At 42.1% G+C, this 20,211-nt stretch carries 19 protein-coding genes and 1 pseudogene; 17 read left to right on the top strand and 3 right to left on the bottom strand.

All coding sequences use genetic code 11. The annotated features are described in order from the left end of the window. Positions 1 to 14: 14 nt before the first annotated feature. Genes DS891_RS14550 through DS891_RS14610 form a run of 13 tightly spaced genes read left to right on the top strand, consistent with a single transcriptional unit; the run spans position 15 to position 10,448 of the window. Positions 15 to 731, top strand: a complete 717-nt coding sequence (locus DS891_RS14550; protein WP_010607010.1) for an SDR family NAD(P)-dependent oxidoreductase — start codon at positions 15 to 17, stop codon at positions 729 to 731. 47 nt (positions 732 to 778) lie between these two features. Continuing rightward, positions 779 to 1,144 (top strand): acyl carrier protein, encoded by a 366-nt coding sequence (locus tag DS891_RS14555; protein ID WP_010607009.1) that lies wholly within the window; start codon positions 779 to 781, stop codon positions 1,142 to 1,144. Positions 1,145 to 1,156: 12 nt separating this feature from the next. Continuing rightward, entirely contained in the window at positions 1,157 to 2,254 is a 1,098-nt protein-coding gene (locus DS891_RS14560) for a beta-ketoacyl synthase (RefSeq protein ID WP_174170150.1), read from the top strand. A gap of 9 nt (positions 2,255 to 2,263) precedes the next feature. Further along, positions 2,264 to 3,553 (top strand): beta-ketoacyl-[acyl-carrier-protein] synthase family protein, encoded by a 1,290-nt coding sequence (locus DS891_RS14565; RefSeq protein ID WP_039841423.1) that lies wholly within the window; start codon positions 2,264 to 2,266, stop codon positions 3,551 to 3,553. 20 nt (positions 3,554 to 3,573) lie between these two features. Next, positions 3,574 to 5,007, top strand: a complete 1,434-nt coding sequence (locus DS891_RS14570; RefSeq protein ID WP_174170151.1) for a class I adenylate-forming enzyme family protein — start codon at positions 3,574 to 3,576, stop codon at positions 5,005 to 5,007. Positions 5,008 to 5,016: 9 nt separating this feature from the next. After that, positions 5,017 to 6,255: an AMP-binding protein gene (locus tag DS891_RS14575; RefSeq protein ID WP_174170152.1), complete on the top strand. Its 1,239-nt coding sequence runs from the start codon at positions 5,017 to 5,019 to the stop codon at positions 6,253 to 6,255. A gap of 3 nt (positions 6,256 to 6,258) precedes the next feature. Then, positions 6,259 to 6,630 carry a hypothetical protein gene (locus tag DS891_RS14580; protein ID WP_010607004.1) on the top strand — a complete coding sequence of 124 codons (372 nt, stop codon included), beginning with the start codon at positions 6,259 to 6,261 and terminating at the stop codon, positions 6,628 to 6,630. A 13-nt stretch (positions 6,631 to 6,643) separates the two neighbouring features. Then, on the top strand, positions 6,644 to 7,012 hold the full coding sequence (locus tag DS891_RS14585) for a hypothetical protein (RefSeq protein WP_174170153.1): 369 nt from the start codon (positions 6,644 to 6,646) through the stop codon (positions 7,010 to 7,012). After that, positions 7,002 to 7,613 (top strand): amine oxidase, encoded by a 612-nt coding sequence (locus DS891_RS14590; protein ID WP_174170154.1) that lies wholly within the window; start codon positions 7,002 to 7,004, stop codon positions 7,611 to 7,613. The genes DS891_RS14585 and DS891_RS14590 overlap by 11 nt, the downstream gene beginning before the upstream one ends. Positions 7,614 to 7,630: 17 nt before the next feature. After that, a complete protein-coding gene (locus DS891_RS14595) occupies positions 7,631 to 8,866 on the top strand; it encodes an acetyl-CoA carboxylase biotin carboxylase subunit family protein (RefSeq protein ID WP_227386661.1) in 1,236 nt (411 codons plus the stop codon). Between the two features lie 26 nt (positions 8,867 to 8,892). Then, positions 8,893 to 9,237: a pentapeptide repeat-containing protein gene (locus DS891_RS14600; protein WP_010607000.1), complete on the top strand. Its 345-nt coding sequence runs from the start codon at positions 8,893 to 8,895 to the stop codon at positions 9,235 to 9,237. 6 nt (positions 9,238 to 9,243) lie between these two features. Further along, positions 9,244 to 10,167: a ketopantoate reductase family protein gene (locus DS891_RS14605; RefSeq protein WP_174170155.1), complete on the top strand. Its 924-nt coding sequence runs from the start codon at positions 9,244 to 9,246 to the stop codon at positions 10,165 to 10,167. 2 nt (positions 10,168 to 10,169) lie between these two features. Beyond that, positions 10,170 to 10,448, top strand: coding sequence for a 2TM domain-containing protein (locus DS891_RS14610; protein WP_174170156.1), 279 nt, complete (start codon positions 10,170 to 10,172; stop codon positions 10,446 to 10,448). 26 nt (positions 10,449 to 10,474) lie between these two features. Here DS891_RS14610 and DS891_RS14615 read toward each other — a convergent pair whose 3' ends face one another. Then, positions 10,475 to 12,562 (bottom strand): winged helix-turn-helix domain-containing protein, encoded by a 2,088-nt coding sequence (locus DS891_RS14615; RefSeq protein WP_029215891.1) that lies wholly within the window; start codon positions 12,560 to 12,562, stop codon positions 10,475 to 10,477. A gap of 424 nt (positions 12,563 to 12,986) precedes the next feature. Between DS891_RS14615 and DS891_RS14620 the strand changes: the two are divergent. Beyond that, positions 12,987 to 13,343: pseudogene (locus tag DS891_RS14620) on the top strand (ATP-binding cassette domain-containing protein); the annotation flags it as partial. 8 nt (positions 13,344 to 13,351) lie between these two features. Beyond that, complete coding sequence (locus DS891_RS14625; RefSeq protein WP_174170291.1) at positions 13,352 to 13,627, top strand: ATP-binding cassette domain-containing protein; 276 nt, start codon at positions 13,352 to 13,354, stop codon at positions 13,625 to 13,627. Positions 13,628 to 13,662: 35 nt separating this feature from the next. Here DS891_RS14625 and DS891_RS14630 read toward each other — a convergent pair whose 3' ends face one another. Further along, entirely contained in the window at positions 13,663 to 13,851 is a 189-nt protein-coding gene (locus DS891_RS14630) for a hypothetical protein (RefSeq protein ID WP_010606994.1), read from the bottom strand. A gap of 233 nt (positions 13,852 to 14,084) precedes the next feature. Between DS891_RS14630 and DS891_RS14635 the strand changes: the two genes are divergently transcribed. Both DS891_RS14635 and DS891_RS14640 read left to right on the top strand, forming a co-directional pair. Beyond that, on the top strand, positions 14,085 to 15,290 hold the full coding sequence (locus DS891_RS14635; protein ID WP_174170157.1) for a lanthionine synthetase C family protein: 1,206 nt from the start codon (positions 14,085 to 14,087) through the stop codon (positions 15,288 to 15,290). A 9-nt stretch (positions 15,291 to 15,299) separates the two neighbouring features. Further along, the gene (locus DS891_RS14640; RefSeq protein ID WP_174170158.1) at positions 15,300 to 18,428 is read left to right on the top strand and encodes a lantibiotic dehydratase; all 3,129 of its coding nucleotides are present in this window, start codon (positions 15,300 to 15,302) and stop codon (positions 18,426 to 18,428) included. Between the two features lie 45 nt (positions 18,429 to 18,473). On the opposite strand, the gene DS891_RS14645 is transcribed toward DS891_RS14640, so the two are convergent. Then, positions 18,474 to 20,039, bottom strand: a complete 1,566-nt coding sequence (locus tag DS891_RS14645) for an NAD(P)-binding domain-containing protein (RefSeq protein WP_174170159.1) — start codon at positions 20,037 to 20,039, stop codon at positions 18,474 to 18,476. Between the last annotated feature and the right edge of the window lie 172 nt (positions 20,040 to 20,211).

The raw sequence follows: 20,211 nt of genomic DNA on the forward strand, positions 1-20,211 counted from the left end.
CTAAGGAAAAAACAATGAAAGCACTAGTCATTGGTGGAACATCTGCGATTGGACAGGGGATCATTAATAAGTTGGCGGAAAACGGATATGAAGTTCTTTTTACTTACAACAGTAATGAAGACAAGGCAAAGCTAGTTGCTGAGTTCAATTCTGAGTTAATTAAATACTGTAGGTTAAATCTTGCCGATAGCGCTGCGGTCACAGAATTCATCTGCACGATGAAGCAAGACATCGGCCCGAATGTACTCGTTAACGTCGCGGGCATCACCAATGACTCTCTGTCCTTTGGTGATATCAATGAAAACTTGACCAAGGTACACACAGTGAACTTTCTATCTCCAGCAACTATTGCAGCAAAAGCGGCAGAAGTGATGATGGAAAAGCGCAGCGGCCATATTGTGAATATCAGCTCTGTAGCGGCAAAGACTCCAAAAACAGGTAATGGCGCATATGGTAGCGCGAAGACGGCACTTGAGCGTTTCACTGCATCACTATCTGTAGAAGTAGCAAGATTCAAAGTAAGAACCATCAATATTGCACCAGCCTTTGTGAACACGCCGATGTTTACTCAGTTTGCAAACGGTAAAGAGCGAGAAGTTATCAGAACCTTACCACTAAGAGAAATTTTAGAAGTTGATGATGTAGCAAATGCTGTATTGGCATTTGTAACTGGAAACATCAAAACCACGGGGGTGACTTTGCCACTAACCAATGGCGCACCTGTTCTCTAAAAATAAATATTAACAATTAAATCAATAATATTATTAAGGATAAAAAAATGAACCAAACAGAAATCGCAACAATCGCAGCAAACATTCTTTATCTAGATGACGTCAGTGAAATTGAATTTGATCGTTCATTGTTTGGCGATTATTCAATGTCTTCTCTTGATTACGTTGACTTCGCTTTTGAATTAAAAGGCGAATCTGGAAAGGAATTTGATCCAGACGAATTATGGCCAATCAACACCATGATGGATAACCCAGAATACTACCAAGGTGGCCAATGGACTGAACAAGGCCGTGAGGAACTAAACAAGGTATTCGCTGGTTTCACCGAAGTAGAAGGTGGCAATCCATCACCTGAGTCTTTGTACAACTTATTCAGTGTTAACTTCATTCAGCATCGCATTAATGCACTTTAATGAGGTGATTTTATGTCTGCAGTTTATGTAAAAGCAGCAGGTATTCAAACTGAACATTTTGACCAGTTAGCAGCTCTGGACGCGATAGTAAACCGCGGCCAGGAGCGCGTCGAAAGTGCAGAGAGAAATATCTATAAGCCATTGAATAGAAAGCTATCTAAAGGTGAAGTTGCTGTCATCGCGCGTGAAGACCGCTCAATACTAAACGACCTGTCGACGCTAATTTTAAACTCGATTGGTGACTTGCTCGAGTACACCTCGCAGGACAAGCTTAACGATGCTGAGCAAACCCCACTCTATGCGGGTACAGATGGCGTGTCTGAGTACAACTTTGCTGCGTTGTATAAGATTATCGAGAAGCATGGTGGAGTAGAAGGCGCGCTAAAAAATCTTGGCGAGCTTAGCAAAATGAGTAACCCAATCAATATGATGCGCTTTTTATCAACCAACCCGTTGTATCACGCATCGAAGCGATTGAAGCTACGAGGAGGTGGTTACCCGATACGCGGGATGTCGCTATCGGGACTGCAAGCACTGGAGGATGCGTTCTCAGATATCAAGCACGACAGACAGGCTCAAGGTGTGGTCGTGGGAGCTGGAAGTATGCGTAACTTCGATACTCTACTGGTGTTTGACAAACTAGGTTTGCTGAGTAAAGACGAAAAAGAAAGTGAAATTGAACCTTCTTTTGGTGCGGCAACCCTGTATCTAAGTAACGACCAAACAGATGCATATGCGGAGGTTTTGGCAGTAGAAAGTCGCTACAGTCCATCTCCTTTCCCTAGCCCCAAAGCTTGGCATGCCTTGATGAAGTCTGTGAAAGTTAAAGGGTTGAATGTGGATGTAATTGTGACTTATTGCAACGGCGTAAAAACCAACAATGAAAACGAACTTGCTGCAATTGGTGATACTTTCCCTGAAGTAACCCAAAAAAATTATAAGTCGGTTTTTGGTTACACCAGCAAGGCTAACAACATTTTGGATCTTTCAGCTGTTCTGGTTGATGAGAGTATCCCTGAAGGTGCAACTGTATTAATTAACGGTGCTGGCTTTAGCGTTGGGATTGGTTTAATTGTCATCAAAAAACTAAAAAACATAAAAGTATCATAAAGAAAGGGTATGAAAATGAGTCAGCAGGATAACGTTTGTATCAGCGCATATGGCGCCATAACCCCGCTTGGCCAGACACTGGATGAGATTAGCCATAGTTTACAAAACGGAATAACGGGGATCCGTGAAGTTAAAAAGTTTGATACTTCGACGTTTAAAACAAAGTGGGCTGGATTACCAGAATATGGTAACGAGACAATTCACTGGCCAAAAAAGCCTGGTCAGTCAAATCGTCCAGGAGAGTTAATCTATGCAGAAAAGGCCGTTAAGCAGCTAGCTTCAGAATTTAACCCATTAGAGAAGTACAGCCCAGATCGTATTGGTTGTGTCATAGGCGTTGATGAACCTGGTGTTGATCCAGAACGCACAACACACTTTACAGAAAAACTAGGTCCAGAAAAGAGTAAAAAGCGTGACGAATATATCCCTGAAGGCACTGAATTTTATCGAATTTCAGAGATGATGGACCTCGATGTTACTTCAGTACTTAAAGTGATTCACAAGCACATACCATTTAGTGGTTACACGCGTTGTCATGTGGGACTTTGTTCTGCCTCATTACAAGCGTTGGGGATGGCTCGGCAAGCAATCTTAGATGGAAAAGCTGATGCGATGATCGTTGGTGGTGTTTCCGCGAAAGTCACCCCGTTTAACCTCGCCCAGTTAGAAGCTGTAGGTGCTGTGTGTACAGATCCTCTGCTAGAAGGGGCTGCGCGTTGTCGCCCATTTGATGTCAGACGCTCAGGTTTTATGCCAGCAGAAGGTTCAATTCTATTTATCTTAGAGCGGGAAGATGCAATTGAGTCGAGAGAAGGTACTAAGTACTGCCGTCTAAAGGGTTATGGGGCAAGCTTAGCTTCACAGCACGTTGTTGCGCCGCACACAGAAGGCCGAGAAATGCAGCTATGTATGGAGCGTGCTCTTGCTGAGTCACAGTTGCCACTTGACTCTTTCAGCTTCATCAATGCTCATGGAACGTCAACCAAATTAAACGATTACCATGAAACTCAGGTGTTAGAGGGGATTTTTGGCGAAGGAAAAGTGCCACCAGTGACCTCCACTAAGTCCTTGCATGGGCATTTAATTGCATCAGCTGGTGCAATGGAGGTGCTAGGTGTGATGGCATCATTCCGCGATGGCTTTATTCCAGCAGTTGCCAACCTTGAGCAGCAAGACCCTACGATTAAAGTGTCGATAGTAAAAGAAACCATACATCAGCCAATCATTAACGTGCTGAAGAACTCTTTCGGCATGGGCGGACTGGCTGCATCAATGGTATTACAGAACCCTTCTGTCTAGTAACAGTGGAGATTTAGGCAATGCGCTTCATTGACTTTTTACATCCAACGGCAAGTTGGGTCGCTCGATATAAAAATGAAAAGGTAGATGCTGAGTACGTATCTAATCTACTAGCAACCGTAGGCATGGGTCCTTTGGGTGAGTTAGACAGGGAAAAGTTACATGTTTTTTGCGTATTTAGCCCTGTTCAGGCGTTGTTATCATACTTTGTCGGTTCGTATTTAGGCTTAACCTGTGCAGTGGTTTCTCCGCGCAGCTTGAATAAGCTACTTAATGGATTCGACAACAGAAAGTTGGGCACCATTATTACGCCACTGGGTCGAAAAACTCCAGCGCTACCCGAAGGTACTGAATCCTTATCTTTAAACTTTACAACGCCAAAACTGGTGGGGGGGGCGCTGAATCCAACAATACAAAAAGCACGATTTATTTTTTGCACCTCTGGCTCTACGGGTAAAGCAAAACGAGTTGTGCATTGTGAAAGTAGTTTGATCAACAACGCGAAGATTGTAAGTGAATACTTGCACCTTAGAGAAGATGATATTTCTTATTGTGTTTTTCCAATGCAATACATGTATGGGCTTTCGACTTCCCTCTGTGCACTACATAGCAATAGCGTTATCGAATATGGCGAATTTGTCAGTCCGTCTTTGGTTGCCAGTTACGTTAAAAATAACCCTGTGACGGTATTGCCAATTTTAGGGGAGTGGAGCCAAGAGCTGAGTCAGGTTTGGAAGCAGGGCTTTTCGCCAGAGCGGCTGATCATACTGAATGCTTCAGACCGCCTCTTACAGTCGCAAGCTGAAGAAGTAATGCCCTGGGCAACAGAGTTTTGGAATAACCTTGGGCAAACAGAATCCGCACCTAGAATTTTCGCGCTGGAGTTAACGCAATTTCCTAATTTAGCCGCCGTTTGTCATAACAACACTGTGTCTGTGGGTTATCCCGTTGACGCGGCAATAGAGGTCAAGTTAGTAAACAAAAGTCCTGTTACAGGTATCGGAAATCTTTTTTATAAGACGCCTTTCAAAATGCTGGGGTATTTGCAGGATGATGGCTCTATGCAGTCGACGGATATCTTTTCGGACAGTGGCGATTTGTTTACACAAGATAGCGCAGGGCGGTGGCATTGGATAACACGAAGTAGCCACACCATTAAAGTGAATGGCGAGCTTGTGCCTTTGACATCGGTTACGAATCAAATACTTAACTATAAGCAAGTTTCTGGTGTCGGGTATATCACAAATAAAAAAGGCGAACTGTGCACCTATATTGAATCTTCTTGTATTGATGACGCGCTGCGCATTGAGTTGAGCTCATTGCTGGCTAGCACGCTCAGAGGAAAGCGCTCAAAAGTCGCGCTAGTTCCTAAGTTGCCGAGAACGGAAAATGGCAAATTAGATCTTTCTGAGTTACGCCAAAGTAATTTGGGAAATATGATTATTAATCAATAGGTTATTTAAATGAACGACGTAACTAAAGCAGTAGAATTGCAACATACCGCTTTTGATAGAAAGCGTATCCAAGCAATTGTAAAAAAATATTGGGCGATGAACTTACCTGATGAAAAAGTCCCACGCATCTCGGACTATGAGTCATTCGTGGCCAATGTGCCAGAAATGGGAAAGGAAAAATACATAGAGCTTTCAGAAAAGGCTTTTGAAAATCACAAAGATGCACCTTTGATCATCGGTGGTTCTAGCGGGACATCAGGTCAAAGCAAATTAGTCGTAGAGAAAACCAGTACGCCAGGCTCAAGACCAAGTGAAGAGGATATTCAACTGATCACAGAACTTCGAATGGCAGGAGTCATGGGGCCAGGGGATGTTGCAGCAAACCTCTTCATGGTAGGTATGTATTCAATTTTGCACCACGGATTTAATCGCATTATAGAAGCGTGTTACGCATCAATTTTGCCGCTTGGTATATTGAGCCCTGACCAAACTGAGTCACAGTTAAAGTTCATGAAGCAATATAAAGTCAATGTTCTTACCGGTACGCCAGGGACGCTTATCCAAGTTGCTCATGCTGTTAAAGAAACTGGTGTGCAATTGGGCATTGAACGCATTCTATACACTGGAGAGCGATTAGGAGAGGCAAAAGCCAAAGTACTAAGAGAGGTCTTCCCTGGAGTGCGCATTATCGGCTTTTATGGCTTATCAGAATGTGGATTTATGGCAATAGAAGAAGGTGATGAGCGTTACAAAGTCAGACAACATGCTTACTTCCTAGAAATCAATCAAGCAGGACGGCTACTTGTTACCTGTCTGAATGAGGAGACACCTGTACCTTTCTTGCGTTTTGATACTGGGGATGCAGTATCGCTTACAGCTCGAGGAGAACAGGTCATTATGGCGGGTATTGACCGCTCTGATACGAGTTTCAATTTTGTCGGTAATCTAGTTGATGTCAAGACGCTACGAAGTATTGCAGCAAGCACTATTTGTGAGCCGGATATAATAATTGAGGTGTTATTAGATACTAATAACGCGGGTCAGGATCTGCTGACGATTCGAGTATTACATGACCAGTTAGATGCTCAGCAATGCCAGAAAATCGAACATGCTTTGCTGGGTTATGAAGAAATAAAAGAAGCAATCGATAAGCGTACCGGAGTGGTTAACGTTCGTTTTGATAAACCTGAAACGGCAAGTCTGACAGGGCGCAATAAGCACAGACAGATATTAGATGCGAGAGCGTAAGCCATGAATAGTCAATTTCTAGATATTTGCCGGATTGAACAAGTTGAAAATGGGGTGGCTCAGGGTCGATTAGTACTCAGTAACTATTGCGGAACTTTGGCTGTGGATCCATTGTTTTTAGCACTGGAAGGTATCCATCAAGCAGCAGTCAGAGTGGGAAAAAAGGTGATTGAAGGTGCCAGTAGCCGTGAAATTCGCGTTTTACCAGTAAACATTAACCAATTTCAGCAGCTTGGTGAGTTTGTTTTGCAGGACTACCAATTTAGTTGTGAAGCTGCACCGTTTGGGCCATCCGCACGAGTCAAAATATCTGTTTATGAGGCACCAGACAAACCCGTGGTTGCAGAGTCCCAAATCACAGTGGCCAAAATTTAGCGAGGATAAAATTATGCATAACAATCAAATGTTGTTTACTAACATCCGTTGGCAATCTGACTTTGTGTTTGAGTTTATTTTAGATGCAAATCACTACCTCTTTGCAGAGCATTTTCCTGGTTTTCCAGTTGTGCCAGCATCCTTAATCATGGAAATGGTCTATACACAGTTAGCTAAAAAGCTCAAAAAAGAAGGGTGTAAACTTTTGATAAATAACGCTAAATTTTTAAGCCCAATGTTGCCAGCACCAAACTATCGTTGTGAGCTGAAAAATAAGTCAGGTGCGACTTACATGTTCACCATTTCGGATAGTACAGGTAAAGCTTACAACAAAGGGATTATTTCTTTAATCACTGATTCGGAGGTGGAATATGCTGCGTAAGATTCTTTTAGGGGTTGGTCCATGGGTCGTATTCAGTTTGGTACTACGGTTTGGCACGATGGAGCTTATCAATGTTGCGTGGATCGCATTTTTCGTTCTCCACACTTATTTTGGCCGTCATTATCTCAAAGCCGGCAACCCTTTATCTTGGGTTTCATCACTATTGTTTTTGATTTTGTTTGCTAATGGTATTTTTGGTTGGTCTTACTGGGCACTTCAGTATGGCGCGCAAATCTGTTACGGCGTTTTTGCCATTACGGCATTAGTGACCGTAATGGTGAACAAACCATTTACGTTAACGCACTCAAAGCTTGTCACGCAACAAGAATTCTGGGGGCATCCAATCTTCTTGAAAACAAACCAGCATGTGTCACTGTTCTGGGCCGCTAGCTTTGCATTGAATGGCGTAGTGATGATGTTTGAAGTTTACTATCCGTGGGCATCGCTAATCACAACCTACTTAGTGCTGACATCCGCTATCGTTTTTAGTGATCTTTACCCAATTCGTGTACGAGAAAAGGCGATGGCAATGCGAGCTAAAATGGAAGCAGAAGCGCAACAACAGGCAAAAATGAAAGCATCGGCGCAATCAGTCGCATAAAAAGTAGAGAGAATAAAATGATGAACAAACAAGTATTAATGCTGGCTCGCGGTGAGTATGAAAGCTTTCTAAAGCTAGATGGCTCTACCATATTCGACAATCTGCCTTGCCAGGGGGTGATTCTTGCGGACCGAGGTAACGCTAAAACTTATCCAAAGCTAACGGACAAATTTAAAGTAGAAGTTGTTCGTTGGTCTGAAGAAGAAAAGCTTAAAGAGCAGGTCGTTGCACTACATAAAGAGTATCAATTCACCGCGGTAGCAACCTTGGATGAGTCTAATGTTGGCCTAGCAGCTGAGCTGCGTGAGCTACTGGGAATTGAAGGGCTGCAGCATGAGCAAGGTCTTTGGTTTAGAGACAAAGTCACGATGAAGCAACGCTTGAAAAATACCACCGTGAAGTATCCGCAATTTGCTTGCTGCACTGACATTGAGCAAATAAGAACCATGCTATCTACATTCGGTAAGTTGGTGATAAAGCCTAAAGATGGTTTTGGTAGCAAAGAGGTTATATTTGTTTCTATACCACAAGAGCTGGAGGTATGGATTGAAAAAAACCAACAGCATCTAGGACACTTTGAGGCGGAAGAGTTTATTGAGGGGCAGCTATACCATATCAACGCCATGATAGTGAATGGTGAAACAAAATTAACAGCCCCTGCTGCTTATTTACCAGGTATGAGCAACATTGACTTTACGGCGGGCACTCCATTTATCAGTGTAATTGAAGAAGATACCGAGCTAAAACAAAGGCTGATTGCATTCTCTGATGAAGTAAATAGAGCGTTTGAAATCAAAAATGGCATTACGCATCTGGAATGCTTTGTGTCGCCTAACGGCGAACTCACTTTCTGTGAAATCGGTCTACGACCAGGTGGTGGAGGTATCGTCTGGATGATTGAGTTGCAATACGGTGTGAATTATGCCGAGGCTGTTTTGGCTATCGAAGCGGGCTGCACGGAGGTTTTGCCTTCGATTAATGAACATAATCCAGCTGTATCTGGATTGATAGGAATTCGCTCGAATATTTCGGGATTTGTTAAAGAGTGTTTGCCATTGGGTGCAATGACCGACTCTCGAATCAAGCTCAAGCAATCTTTTGTAAAGCCAGGCGCTTTTAAAGCGGCTTCGACTCATTGCACTGACTTCTTAAGCCTGTTTATTTTTGACTCTGAGAATACTGAGTCATTCCACGGAATGTGGCGCGATATTCAGCAGAAGTACCAACAAAATTTATCATTTACCACTATTTAAGAATCAACAGAAATAAGGAAAAAACCATGAACACTATCAACTTAAGTAACTGTGAGCACACTATGGAGCTTCTTAACGTAAATATGCAAGAAAGCTCTCTCGAGGAAGTGGATGCGTCAGAATCTACGCTTAATCAAGTGAACTTCAGTGAGTCGAAACTTGAAAAGGTGAAGTTTGATAAATCTGAATTTGACGGCGTCTCTTGTCAAGAAGCAAATATGGTATCAATTAACTTATTTAATACTACTCTGACCCGCAGCAACTTACACAACTTGAAAATTTCAAGCTGTAACTATGAAGGTATGACAATTGAGGGTATTGAAGTCTTCAAATTGTTGCAAGCATATCAAAAGCAAAACTCTGCTGCGTAAACAATCATGAATGTTCTCATCGTAGGTTGTGGTGGGATAGGTGGTTACTTCGGTGCTAGGCTGGTAGAAGCTGGCACCGAGGTTACTTTCCTTACTCGTGCTAATACTGCGGCTAAGTTACGCAGTGGTGGGTTACACCTAAAAAGCGCCAGAGGAGATGTTAACACGCCAGTTAACGTGGTAACTGCTGATGAGCTCAATCAAAGTTATGATCTGGTTTTACTTACTTGTAAATCTTACGATCTAGAGCAGTGTTTACAACATTGCGCAGCGGCGATTAACGTATCTACGTTTATATTGCCTATGCTTAATGGCTTTGGTCACTATGCAAAAATACAAGCTGCTTTTCCAGATGCCAAGTTGTTATATGGTTATTGTAATATCAGCGCTGCACGGCATGTAGATGGTTACATTCAACATTATAACTCTATCCATGAGATGACACTGGGTGTCGCTGACGGTAGTGAACTTAGTGACAGGTTAGATGTAATAATTGCTCAGCTAAAGACCGCTCACTTTAATTTACGAGTGAGTAAGCATATTAAGCTAGAGATGTGGGAAAAGTTTGTCTTTATAAACGCACTAGCTGGAGTGACCTGTTTATTGAGAGGCACTGTTGGTGAGATTTTGCAAACTCGAAATGGTCAGTCTGTAGCAATGCAAATTTTAGAAGAGTGTCAGCAAGTAGCTAAAGCGTATGGTTATGCAGTTCGTCCAAGGGCAAACAAGATGACGAGAGATGCATTTGCTCAGGCAAACTCTCCGTTATCGGCATCAATGCTTAAAGATATTCAAAATTACTCTACCATTGAGTTAAATCTGATCGCTGAATTGTGTGATTTTGCAGAGAAAAAATCAATTTCTATACCTTTTATGCAAGCGGTGTACAGCCACTTACAAGTGTACCAGAACAAATTGAAGGAATGTTAGCCATGAATAATGAAGCGAGCAGTTATAAAGCTGCAATAGAGCAGGTAGGTAGAATTAAGTCATTTTACCAGTTTGCTCTGAAAGGGTTAGTACTGTGTGTATTGTTGGTGCTACTTAATGCAGTTATCAATCATGAATATATGTGGAGCCTTTGGGTTCTTGCTGGTTGGTCGATATTGTTCGTACTACGCTGGATTAGCTGTTTTGGCTTCCCCTCTTTTTTTGACCGAGATTGGGAGAAAAAACAGATAGATAAACGGCTTTCAAAGATGAATAAGTGAGGTGCTTGGTGTACGTAGCTCCGATATTATTTAGCTTCAATTAGCTCTATAATATCGGTACTACCTAAGGTGTATCGATCAAAAATACAGGTTGAATCACTACAATTTATGCGTTTTGGGTTGCTCTTAAGTTCTAAGGTTTTAACAAGGTGGTAACTTGGAGCGTTTTGCCATATTTTTAGCTCTGTATCATGAATTAACAATATATAATCTGATGTGACTGCCCATCGTCCTGAAGAGTAGGTTTCAAATTCTTCAATAAGCAGCTTCTTCTCCCTTGTGTATGGATTATAGCGCCAAAGTCCTGGCTTCCTAAACTGAGTAAGATAAATATCATTTTTAAAAAAGTGCCCCGTATAGCCAGATACGCCAAGTAGTTCTTTCTGATCTGTATCCAACTTGAGTGATTCCAGATACCAGCTTTCGTTGACTTCTTTGCTAAACAGAACCTTATTGATGTCTTTTGAGTACGTAAAGTTCTCAAGGTTAGGGAGGTCTTCTTTTAATATCGTAATTTCATTTGTTTGTTTGTCGATTCTGAATAATTTGCCAGGGGTCGTTGCGAGAATGCAGTCACCTGCATCAGCCAGAGTGCTTATATGCTCGAGTTCAGGAGAGTCTGAAACCAGAACGTTCGTCTTTCCTGTACTATGCCATATCCCATTTCGATTTGAGCGATTGCTTATATAATAGAAACTACCATCGTCTTGAGGTGCTGTAGGAGTGTGCTCGTAGTAATCTATTTTGTCTCGTTCTTCCAAAGCCAATGTGTTTAAATCAAGATAAGACAGTTCTGAGAGGAATAGATTGCCTTTACTCATGATGACAGAGTCACCGATCGCTTCTGCCATATAAAGTTGAAATGGTAATTCATCAAGTGCCGAAAACTTTTGCTTGGCAATAGAGTAAGAAAGTAATTTACCATCTTTAGTGAAAATAAGTTCATCGTCAGATCGCCAACTAATTTTGTCGATTAAAAAGGGCTTTGAAAATAGTTTTCTTGTTTCGCCTGTTTGGATATTCATTACCCAAATGCTAGAACGTTCCCAGAATAAGTCTCTGACAAACGCAATGTAATTACCATTTGGGCTAATTGCTGTGCCATAATCACCTCTCCCTGTTGTAGGAGGGGAGGTAAAGTTCCTGATCAGACCTGTGGTAAGATCATGTTTGACGATTACGAATGGACTGGAGAGTTGATCACCTTTTGCGTAGAAAAGTGAGTTACCGTCTTTAGCAAACGTCACTGACATGAGGTAGCCCCCTTCAGCACATGAATCGAGGAGCTTCTTCTCCTCCATAATCAGTTCATTTCCTGCCACACGTGTGATAAACAGTTGGCATTGTTTGCCCTGGTGCTCGACAAAAGCGAAAGACAAGCCATCTCTAGAAAATGCAAAAGACGTTAAACGCTGGTTGTTTCCCAACTCAACAAGTTGTTTCTCACCTGTGGATAGCTGTTTGACCATCAAGGTATATTGAGATTCTTGCTCATTTAAATACACCAATAGACTTTTATCCGGCGAGATAGCAAAATCATATTCAATTCCGCGATCAAAAGTTAACGTCTTTTGTGAAAAGCTTGGAGTAACAAAATTCGCTGAAAAGCTTGGAGCCAAAAACAGCACGGCGGTAAATGCTGTGATTAAACTAATGCTAATCAGCTGCTTTTTATGGTTTAGCAATTGTAATAAAGAGGAGTTCTTCTGTTCTGATGAGATGGCTTTGGGTTGCGCAAGCCCTTGCGCCTTATTGTTCTCAGGGTGTGGTTTTAGCTTGGAAGCACTTCCTGTCTCTAGTTGTTTCTCAGCATATTGCTGGGTGGTATATCTACTCACCTGTTCAAAGGCATTAAAACGATAGCCTTTTTTGGGGACGGTAGAAATGTACTTAAGATTGGGGTCACCGCAGTTAATCAGCTTCCTAAGTTCAGAAATAACAGACGCGATAGTGTTTGTATCACGATATTGAGTACCCCATACTTCCATCAATAAAGTATCATAATCTACAGTTTGCCCGTTAGCCTCCAGCAACGCTTTCAAGCATGCATTGTGGCGAGCAGCTAAGCGGAATATTTCTCCGGTTTTCAGTATTAGCTCATTATTAGAAGCCACGAAAGTCCAATGAGGGGTGCTGTATATGTGCATGACTACGTCTAAATCCCCGCTACCCAATCCTGATTTAACTATTTATAATATTTGTGCGTTAAACTCAACGGCATGTTGTGATGGATGTTAGTATCGATATTGGTTACGTAAATGTCAATATATTGGTTGAAAATTCAGTGAAGGTTAATATTAAGGTGACTTTATTTGGTTTTTTTTAACAATAACGTGGTTGTGTGATGCTGTTTTTATTTTGGGTTATTTCATTAGTGAGTTTATCTTAACTTACTTATTCTTATTATCTTTTTTATTTTTTCACTGCTGATTTAGATTGTTCCGAAAAATAAAATGGAACATATTAGCTTCTGCAGTGAAATCTGTCGATTTTTCACGCGGTGAGCTGTCAGGAAACAGATTTAAAGGCATTTGTGGATTAGCCAAATTGATGCAAGACGATGAGCTCCTATCCGGTACTGTGGCTGATAATATTGCCTTTTTTGATTCACCAATCAATATGGAAAAAGTAGTGCATTGTGCTCAATTAGCAGCTATCCATGATGATATTAGCGATATGCCAATGGGCTATGACAGCCTGATTGGTGATATGGGGTCGAGCTTATCCGGCGGTCAAAAGCAGCGGATCATCTTGGCGCGTGCTCTATATAAAGACCCTAAGATTCTGTTTATGGATGAAGCAACAAGCCACCTTGATACGGGGCTGGAAGAAGATATCAATGAAGCGGTATCGCGGTTGAAAATTACCCGTGTGATCATTGCTATGACAGCCTGATTGGTGATATGGGGTCGAGCTTATCCGGCGGTCAAAAGCAGCGGATCATCTTGGCGCGTGCTCTATATAAAGACCCTAAGATTCTGTTTATGGATGAAGCAACAAGCCACCTTGATACGGGGCTGGAAGAAGATATCAATGAAGCGGTATCGCGGTTGAAAATTACCCGTGTGATCATTGCGCACCGTAAAGAAACTATCGCCTCGGCTGACAGAGAAATTAAGCTCAAAAAGCCGATGCATAGTGAGGGTGAGGAGCAAACGTCAACATCTGATTCAGAATAAATAAAGCGAGCACAGAGCTCGCTTGATATGTATCTTTATGGGATCTGACAGGTGTGCTCACGGCAAGAGCGGTTACGACCTGTCCAACAGTCACCGTAGCGATCAGTGAATAAGGCTGCTGCAGGAGATTTACCACCAGCAATCTGAGGTGTCATATTCGCTGGAATAGATTTGCTGTCGTTGGAAAGCGCTTTTATACACTTTTTGTTTAGTGCTAATTTCATTTGTTGTTCCTTACTTTTGCGGTTAATAACAATCCTTTATTTCAATCCTTTTAACCCCCCAAACTCAAAGGGCGTACAAAAAAACTAGTTCTAGTTAGGGTGAATGTCAATTCTTTGTTTGTTTTGTGTTTATCTGTATTTCTTGTGTGTCAAAGTTTGAGTTTGACTGAACAAAAGGTTAACTTACCTGTAGTGAAGACAAAATAAAAAACAGAATTTGAACAAGGATAAGTATGCTAATGCCATTAGATATAGAAAAAAAAGAACTCATCCTGGCTATGGTAGAAAAGCTGGCTAAGCAGGTAGAGTCAGACCTAGAAATGCTAGACCGTAATGGTTTGCTCAGTGGTCTTGCTGGGCACTTATTGTTTTTATTTCGAGCGGCGAACTTTAATGATGCTTGGGTCGATGAGGAAAAATTTCATCTGGCGCTAGATAAGCTCCAAAACGAATTGGCGGAACAAACCCCGGAACTGAGTTCAGGGTTAGCTGGGCAGGCGTGGGTGCTTGAATATTTTAACCAGTATGACGACGAAGATTATGACCCTGAGCTGCTGGAGGAGATAGATCACTTCTTTGCAACGGCACTTGATTTTACTCCTTGGACGGGAGAAATTGAAATGGTGCTCGGCCTAGCTGGTTATTCACCCTATATCTCACGTCGCGCAAAGAGAACTAAACAAAGCACATTATTTGATCGGTTAGTGACGGGTTATGAATCGGTTGCTGTAGAGTTGAGTGATCAGCAGATCGCTTGGTCTCAGCCAAAACAATCCGTATATCGTTTCGATAAAGAAGATACGGAAAGTCATGAGTTTAATTTGGGACTAGCGCATGGCGTACCTGGCATTATTGCCGCACTTCTTCCCGCGCTTCAGGATCAAAAGGTAAAATTGCGCGCGCAGAAGCTAGTTATCGCGGGTTGTGATTGGCTGCTTGAACAACAAAGTCATGCAGAGGATAAGAAGGCGTGCTTTGGCTCATGTGCAGGCGACGAGCACCATTCTCGGTTAGGTTGGTGCTATGGTGACTTAACTATTGCGTTGACACTTGCAAGAGCTGGGCATGCGCTTGATAAGCCAAGGTATGTTGAGCAGGCATTGGAAATCGCTTTGTTTAACGTCGATAGAGATGCAACACAAGGCCATATTAACGATGCCGGACTTTGTCATGGATTTTTTGGGTTAGTCACCATTTATCAACTGCTCAACCAAATCATGCCTCATCCTAAGTTACAGCAGGCCGCCTTAACTTGGCTAGATTATGGCTTAAATCAGTACCAAGAGCGTGGATTAGAGGCCTTATATTCATATAACGGTCTGGAAAAGGCACATCAGGAAGATCATAGCTTTTTAATGGGTTATTCTGGTATTGGCCTTGCTTTAATTGGCGTGTTAGATGACAACCTAGATTGGGTTGATTGTTTGCTAATGAGTTAAGGAGTGACTATGTCAGCTAAAATATCAACAGATTCCTTTTTTGTATTAAGGACACCAAAGCTGCCGATTGAAACCATGTTCAATCAACAAGATACTAATGCTATGCTGAGTGCCTGGCTCGCCACACCTGGTGTGGTGGAAGCCCTTTATGTCGCAAGTCCTTCGTTGCTCGAACGCTTAGAACAGTGGCGCGAAAAGCCAAACTCTAAACAAGGTAAAAAAGTTGCTTTAGCACTGCTGAGATATTTAATTCGGATGTCATCTCGTCCTACACCTTTTGGTCTTTTTTCGGGGATCCATACGGGTAAAATTGGCTCAGAAACTCGACTTGTGAGTGATAACGCAGAGCATGATTCCCGCAAAACTCGTTTAGATATGTTTCTATTGTCAGCTGTTCGCTCTCATTTAGCCGAAACGGAAGCAAAATCGGATAGTTTGTCCTATTTACCAAATCCTTCCCATTACTTCATAGCAGATCAGTGTCGTTATATAGAAACTTACCTCTCTGATGACTCGATGCAATATCGCCTAAGTGCAGTCGATAGTGATGAATACTTCATCACTATGTTGGAGCTTGCGAAGCAAAAGCTCAGCTTTTCTCAGTTAATTGAGCAATTTTGTCACCGCTATAACGAAGCTGAATATGATGAAGTTAGCGCCTATCTAGAAGAGCTCATTAGCGAAGGGGTGTTAATTCCTGATATTCCGCTACCTCTTACCGGTGATAGCCCCGACATCGCGCTAATTAAAGCACTGAAAACCATCGCGCCAGCAGAGATTTATACTAAGGTGGAGCAAGCAGTTAATGACCTTGCTATTATGGATGAAAAGGGACATGCAACGCCTGAAGAATATCAAACCATTTTTAATTACCTCTCTGAATTACCAGTAAAAGTTCAAGAAAACAAACTGTTTCAATCGGATACTTATCGCGCGTTTTTGCATTGCGAAATGTCACGACAAGAAGTTGCGAGAGTGAACAAGCAGCTGCAATTGATTGCGAGTTTGAATCGCAGCACTAAGCAGAATCCACTTGAAAATTTTATTTCTAAGTTTAACGCGCGATTTGAAGGACAATTTGTGCCTTTGGACATGGTATTGGATGATGAATCGGGTATCAGTGTCTCAACAGAAACTGGTTATGATGCCCCTCTTGTGGGTGGTTTGCAGTTGGGTCGAGCGAATAGCGGTCAATCTAGTTCCCCTGAATATACTGAACTGGATCACATTATTGAGCAGGCAGTTACATTGCCAAGCAATTTAGGTACAAGCTGTGTGGCTCTTACCAGTAGTGAGTTGAAACAAAGAGTTAAGGATAAAGTAGAACTTAACTTGCCACGTTCAATGGCTGTAATGTTGAGTTTATTTGAGGACGAAAAGTCTAATCCCGTATTTAAGTTCAACGGTTGTTACGGGCCGTCTGCGGCCAATCTTTTGGGTCGCTTCTGTCACCTTGATGAAACATTAAAAGAATCGGTTATTCATCATTTAGAGCAAGAACATAGTCACAGTGAAGACGTTATCTTCGCTGAAATTGTACATATGCCTGAAGGAAGACCCGGTAACGTAATTGCGAGGCCACATTTACGACAATACGAAATCGTCTTCATGGCGGACAGTTCACTTGACCCTGAATACCAGATCCCGCTAAGTGATTTATACGTTTGGGTCGAAAGCCAGCAGGTTAAACTCTGGAGTAAGCGGTTAGATAAGCGCATTATTCCTCGCTTATCCAGTGCGCATAACTTCTCTGCCAGAAGCTTGAGTGCTTATAAATTCCTTTGTATGTTGCAACATCAAGAAAGTGAAACGCCCAAGTTTTCACTGCCCTCGAGCCTAAGAAACGCAACCTATGTCCCACGTATCATGTTAGATAACCTGATTCTGCATGAGAAAACATGGCGTATTGAGCGCAAAGAGCTTGAGGCGTTGCTGGTTAATCAGAGCATCGAAGAAAATAAGCTTCAACAACTCAAAGATAAGTATTTGTTAGACGATTGGGTGAGCTTTGCTGCAGGTGATAATGTGCTAACTTTGAGTTTGAGCCAAAGTGCGATGGTAGAAGTTTTGTTGATGGAAACCAAAGGCCGTCATACGGTTGAGCTCAGTGAAGTGTTGGCATCTCAATTTGCACCACGAGTAACAGATCCACAGGGTCGTCATTATACTAATGAAATCATTGTTCCTTTACTTAATGAGAGTGCAGCTTCTCACACGCACTACATTGAAAAACCGTTAGAAAATATTACGGCTACACCAATCTCTCGGCGTTTTAGTGCTGGTTCCGAGTGGCTTAGCTTAAAAATATATTCAGGTAATACTATTGTTGAGCAGCTGCTTTATGAGCAGTTATTGCCGCTTATTGAGGAAAATAGCGCATTATTCGATAAGTGGTTCTTTATTCGCTATGGCGATCCTGACTGGCATCTACGCTTACGCTTCCAAGGCAAGCCAGAAGTACTTTGTGGAGAGCTATTGCCGAAACTTAATCAGCTGTTGTCACCTATGATAGAGAGCTCTCAGCTACATAAAGTTGAATTAATGACTTATGAGCGAGAGGTTGAGCGTTACGGCGGTCCGCAGTCTATGGCTTTGATTGAAAGCTTATTTATGTTTGACAGTGAGCTTATTGCAAAAAGTTGCCAGCTTGTCGCAGAGTTTGGTGAAGATGTCCGTTGGCGCGTCGCGTTAGCTTTTACTAATCGACTGCTAACGTTATTTAGCTATGATGCTGAACAAAAGCTATCGCTAATCTCTTCATTGCGCGCAGGGTTTGGTAAAGAATTTAATGAGAGTAGTGCGCTGAGAAAGCAGCTCGGCAATCGTTATCGCGACCATCAAACACAGCTCGATGATGACTTTGCGAAGCTTAATATTTCGAACCTAGCGCAATGTGATGAGGCTCAGCAAGCTATACTTGCACTGTTAGAAGGTTGGCAAATGCAGGCTGAGCCAGTGGTGAAGGAAATTCTGACGTTAGAAAAGTCAGGTTCGCTTAACCTGAGTACACAATCATTGCTGGGCTCTCTTTTACACATGCATAACAACCGTATGTTTAAAGCCTATGGTCGAGAGCAAGAATTTGTTATTCATGATATGTTGAGACGAAAATACTTTTCTGAATCTAAAGCCTTGTAGAGTATGAAAAGGTTGGCTTGATTGCCAACCTTTTTCATTTATGAGCTATGCTGATGCTTTATTTTGCATTTTTTCACCAGCAAGCTGTGGCAGTACTCGCTCAATGAATTGTTGAAGTGGTTTAACGTGCGCTTCTATGTCAGTCCAATCCGCTTCTAAGTCCTCAATAATATGATGAGTTTCTATCACCTCACCTTGATAGCAAAGTTCAATGATGGGGTGTAAGAATTTACTTAATTCCGCGTCAGTCGCGTTGTCTTTATGCACCCGAACCTGGTTGAACGGGTCACCTTCAATTGGCGCACCAAAGTCTAATGCTATCTGCAAATGATAGTGATCACCTAGGTGAGCATGGAGGTATGGACTCGGTAGGTGCTTGTAATACTGCGCCATACCGGTCTCAGATACTGTGACGGCATCCACCATAAAGCCATGTTGCTGCCATAGCGCGCTAGTCTCATTGATACGGCTGAGGATTGCGCTGCTAATTGCTTCTGGTGTGCCAAGGTGTTGATCGCATGCAAGCGCGGTATCGTGATGTTTTTGCTTTAACATCTCGACTAAAGCGCGGCTATTGTATCTAAAACCATGAATAAAGCCTGAAGTTGACTTACGATATTTGGTGGATTGAGTGAGCGTGCCTGCAAAGTAAAGACCTTTCACATTAATGGATTCAAAGCTGCAATCTAGAGACGGGAAGCGGCCCTCAATCATTAAATCGGGTTTTGCGCTATCGGCAAAAACGCTGCTATCCATGGCAAACCCTGTACAACAAATGATCTCGTCATACTCTATGGTTTCTTGCTCTCCATTTGCGTGGGCATAACTAAAGTGCACGATAAAGCGGTCGTCTTGTTTCTCAATTAACTTAATGTCGGCGTCTAAGATAGCATTTTGAGATTTAAGCTGATAAGTATCTAAAATATTATTGTTTACGGCACGTAGGTCGCCAACATAGTGCGTCTTCCATGCCATGTCTAAAGGATTTGGACTACAAACATGGATTAGACTTGTAGCAGGAATAAGGTGATCAGCCGTTTCGAAAGCGGAGTTTCCTTTACCGAGAATAAGTACGCGCTTGTTTGCAAACGGGGCCAAATCAATATTTAAGTCAGAGTATTGCGTCACTAACTCAATTCCCTCGATCTTTGGAATATAAGGTTTAGGGACGCCTGTACTAACGATAACGCGAGACGCTTCATATTGATCATTACTTGTTGTAGTTACTACAAAGTGCCCAGCAATTTTTTCGATGGACTTAACATGTTGGTTATAAGCAACATTTAGCTGATTTTGGTCGACATAATGATTGAGATATTTGACTAAATTATCTGCACTTGGGAAAAAGTTTTGGTCAAAGCTTGAAAAGTTTAGGCTGTAGTCATCAGTTAAAATTGAGTTCCAGTCGTGTCGTAAGTTGAACTCAGGGTTTGTTGAACCAGTATATACTTTATTAATTGAAATCAGTTTTCGATGAATTGGGAATGTTTCGAAAAAACATCCTGCGCGCTGACCTGACTCCAACATAAGGTAGGACAAGCCATTTTGTTTTAGATGATAAGCAGTTTGGACCCCCGCAGGGCCTGCGCCAATAATAAGATAATCAAGCATGTTCGTTGTTCCTTGTTGGTGTTGGTGCTGCAACAACTACTCTAGACAGGGTAAGGTTCCCCGCTTTCCCTATTGCAGTTATGATATTAATTTGTTGTGTAATTGTTGTTTTAAAATGTGTATTAATTGTGTATTTGCAATGTTTTTTTACCAATGGTGGGATGACTGGTTC

Source organism: Pseudoalteromonas sp. JC28, assembly GCF_013319255.1.
Taxonomy (GTDB): domain Bacteria; phylum Pseudomonadota; class Gammaproteobacteria; order Enterobacterales; family Alteromonadaceae; genus Pseudoalteromonas.

Excerpts from the sequence above, each read along its gene's own strand:
- DS891_RS14600 (WP_010607000.1), top strand. The coding sequence starts at position 8,893 with ATGAACACTATCAACTTAAGTAACTGTGAGCACACTATGGAGCTTCTT.
- DS891_RS14635 (WP_174170157.1), top strand. The coding sequence starts at position 14,085 with ATGCTAATGCCATTAGATATAGAAAAAAAAGAACTCATCCTGGCTATG.
- DS891_RS14580 (WP_010607004.1), top strand. The coding sequence starts at position 6,259 with ATGAATAGTCAATTTCTAGATATTTGCCGGATTGAACAAGTTGAAAAT.
- DS891_RS14610 (WP_174170156.1), top strand. The coding sequence starts at position 10,170 with ATGAATAATGAAGCGAGCAGTTATAAAGCTGCAATAGAGCAGGTAGGT.
- DS891_RS14565 (WP_039841423.1), top strand. The coding sequence starts at position 2,264 with ATGAAAATGAGTCAGCAGGATAACGTTTGTATCAGCGCATATGGCGCC.
- DS891_RS14625 (WP_174170291.1), top strand. The coding sequence starts at position 13,352 with ATGGGGTCGAGCTTATCCGGCGGTCAAAAGCAGCGGATCATCTTGGCG.
- DS891_RS14640 (WP_174170158.1), top strand. The coding sequence starts at position 15,300 with ATGTCAGCTAAAATATCAACAGATTCCTTTTTTGTATTAAGGACACCA.
- DS891_RS14575 (WP_174170152.1), top strand. The coding sequence starts at position 5,017 with ATGAACGACGTAACTAAAGCAGTAGAATTGCAACATACCGCTTTTGAT.
- DS891_RS14560 (WP_174170150.1), top strand. The coding sequence starts at position 1,157 with ATGTCTGCAGTTTATGTAAAAGCAGCAGGTATTCAAACTGAACATTTT.
- DS891_RS14590 (WP_174170154.1), top strand. The coding sequence starts at position 7,002 with ATGCTGCGTAAGATTCTTTTAGGGGTTGGTCCATGGGTCGTATTCAGT.
- DS891_RS14595 (WP_227386661.1), top strand. The coding sequence starts at position 7,631 with ATGATGAACAAACAAGTATTAATGCTGGCTCGCGGTGAGTATGAAAGC.
- DS891_RS14630 (WP_010606994.1), bottom strand. The coding sequence starts at position 13,851 with ATGAAATTAGCACTAAACAAAAAGTGTATAAAAGCGCTTTCCAACGAC.
- DS891_RS14605 (WP_174170155.1), top strand. The coding sequence starts at position 9,244 with ATGAATGTTCTCATCGTAGGTTGTGGTGGGATAGGTGGTTACTTCGGT.
- DS891_RS14585 (WP_174170153.1), top strand. The coding sequence starts at position 6,644 with ATGCATAACAATCAAATGTTGTTTACTAACATCCGTTGGCAATCTGAC.
- DS891_RS14570 (WP_174170151.1), top strand. The coding sequence starts at position 3,574 with ATGCGCTTCATTGACTTTTTACATCCAACGGCAAGTTGGGTCGCTCGA.
- DS891_RS14550 (WP_010607010.1), top strand. The coding sequence starts at position 15 with ATGAAAGCACTAGTCATTGGTGGAACATCTGCGATTGGACAGGGGATC.
- DS891_RS14645 (WP_174170159.1), bottom strand. The coding sequence starts at position 20,039 with ATGCTTGATTATCTTATTATTGGCGCAGGCCCTGCGGGGGTCCAAACT.
- DS891_RS14555 (WP_010607009.1), top strand. The coding sequence starts at position 779 with ATGAACCAAACAGAAATCGCAACAATCGCAGCAAACATTCTTTATCTA.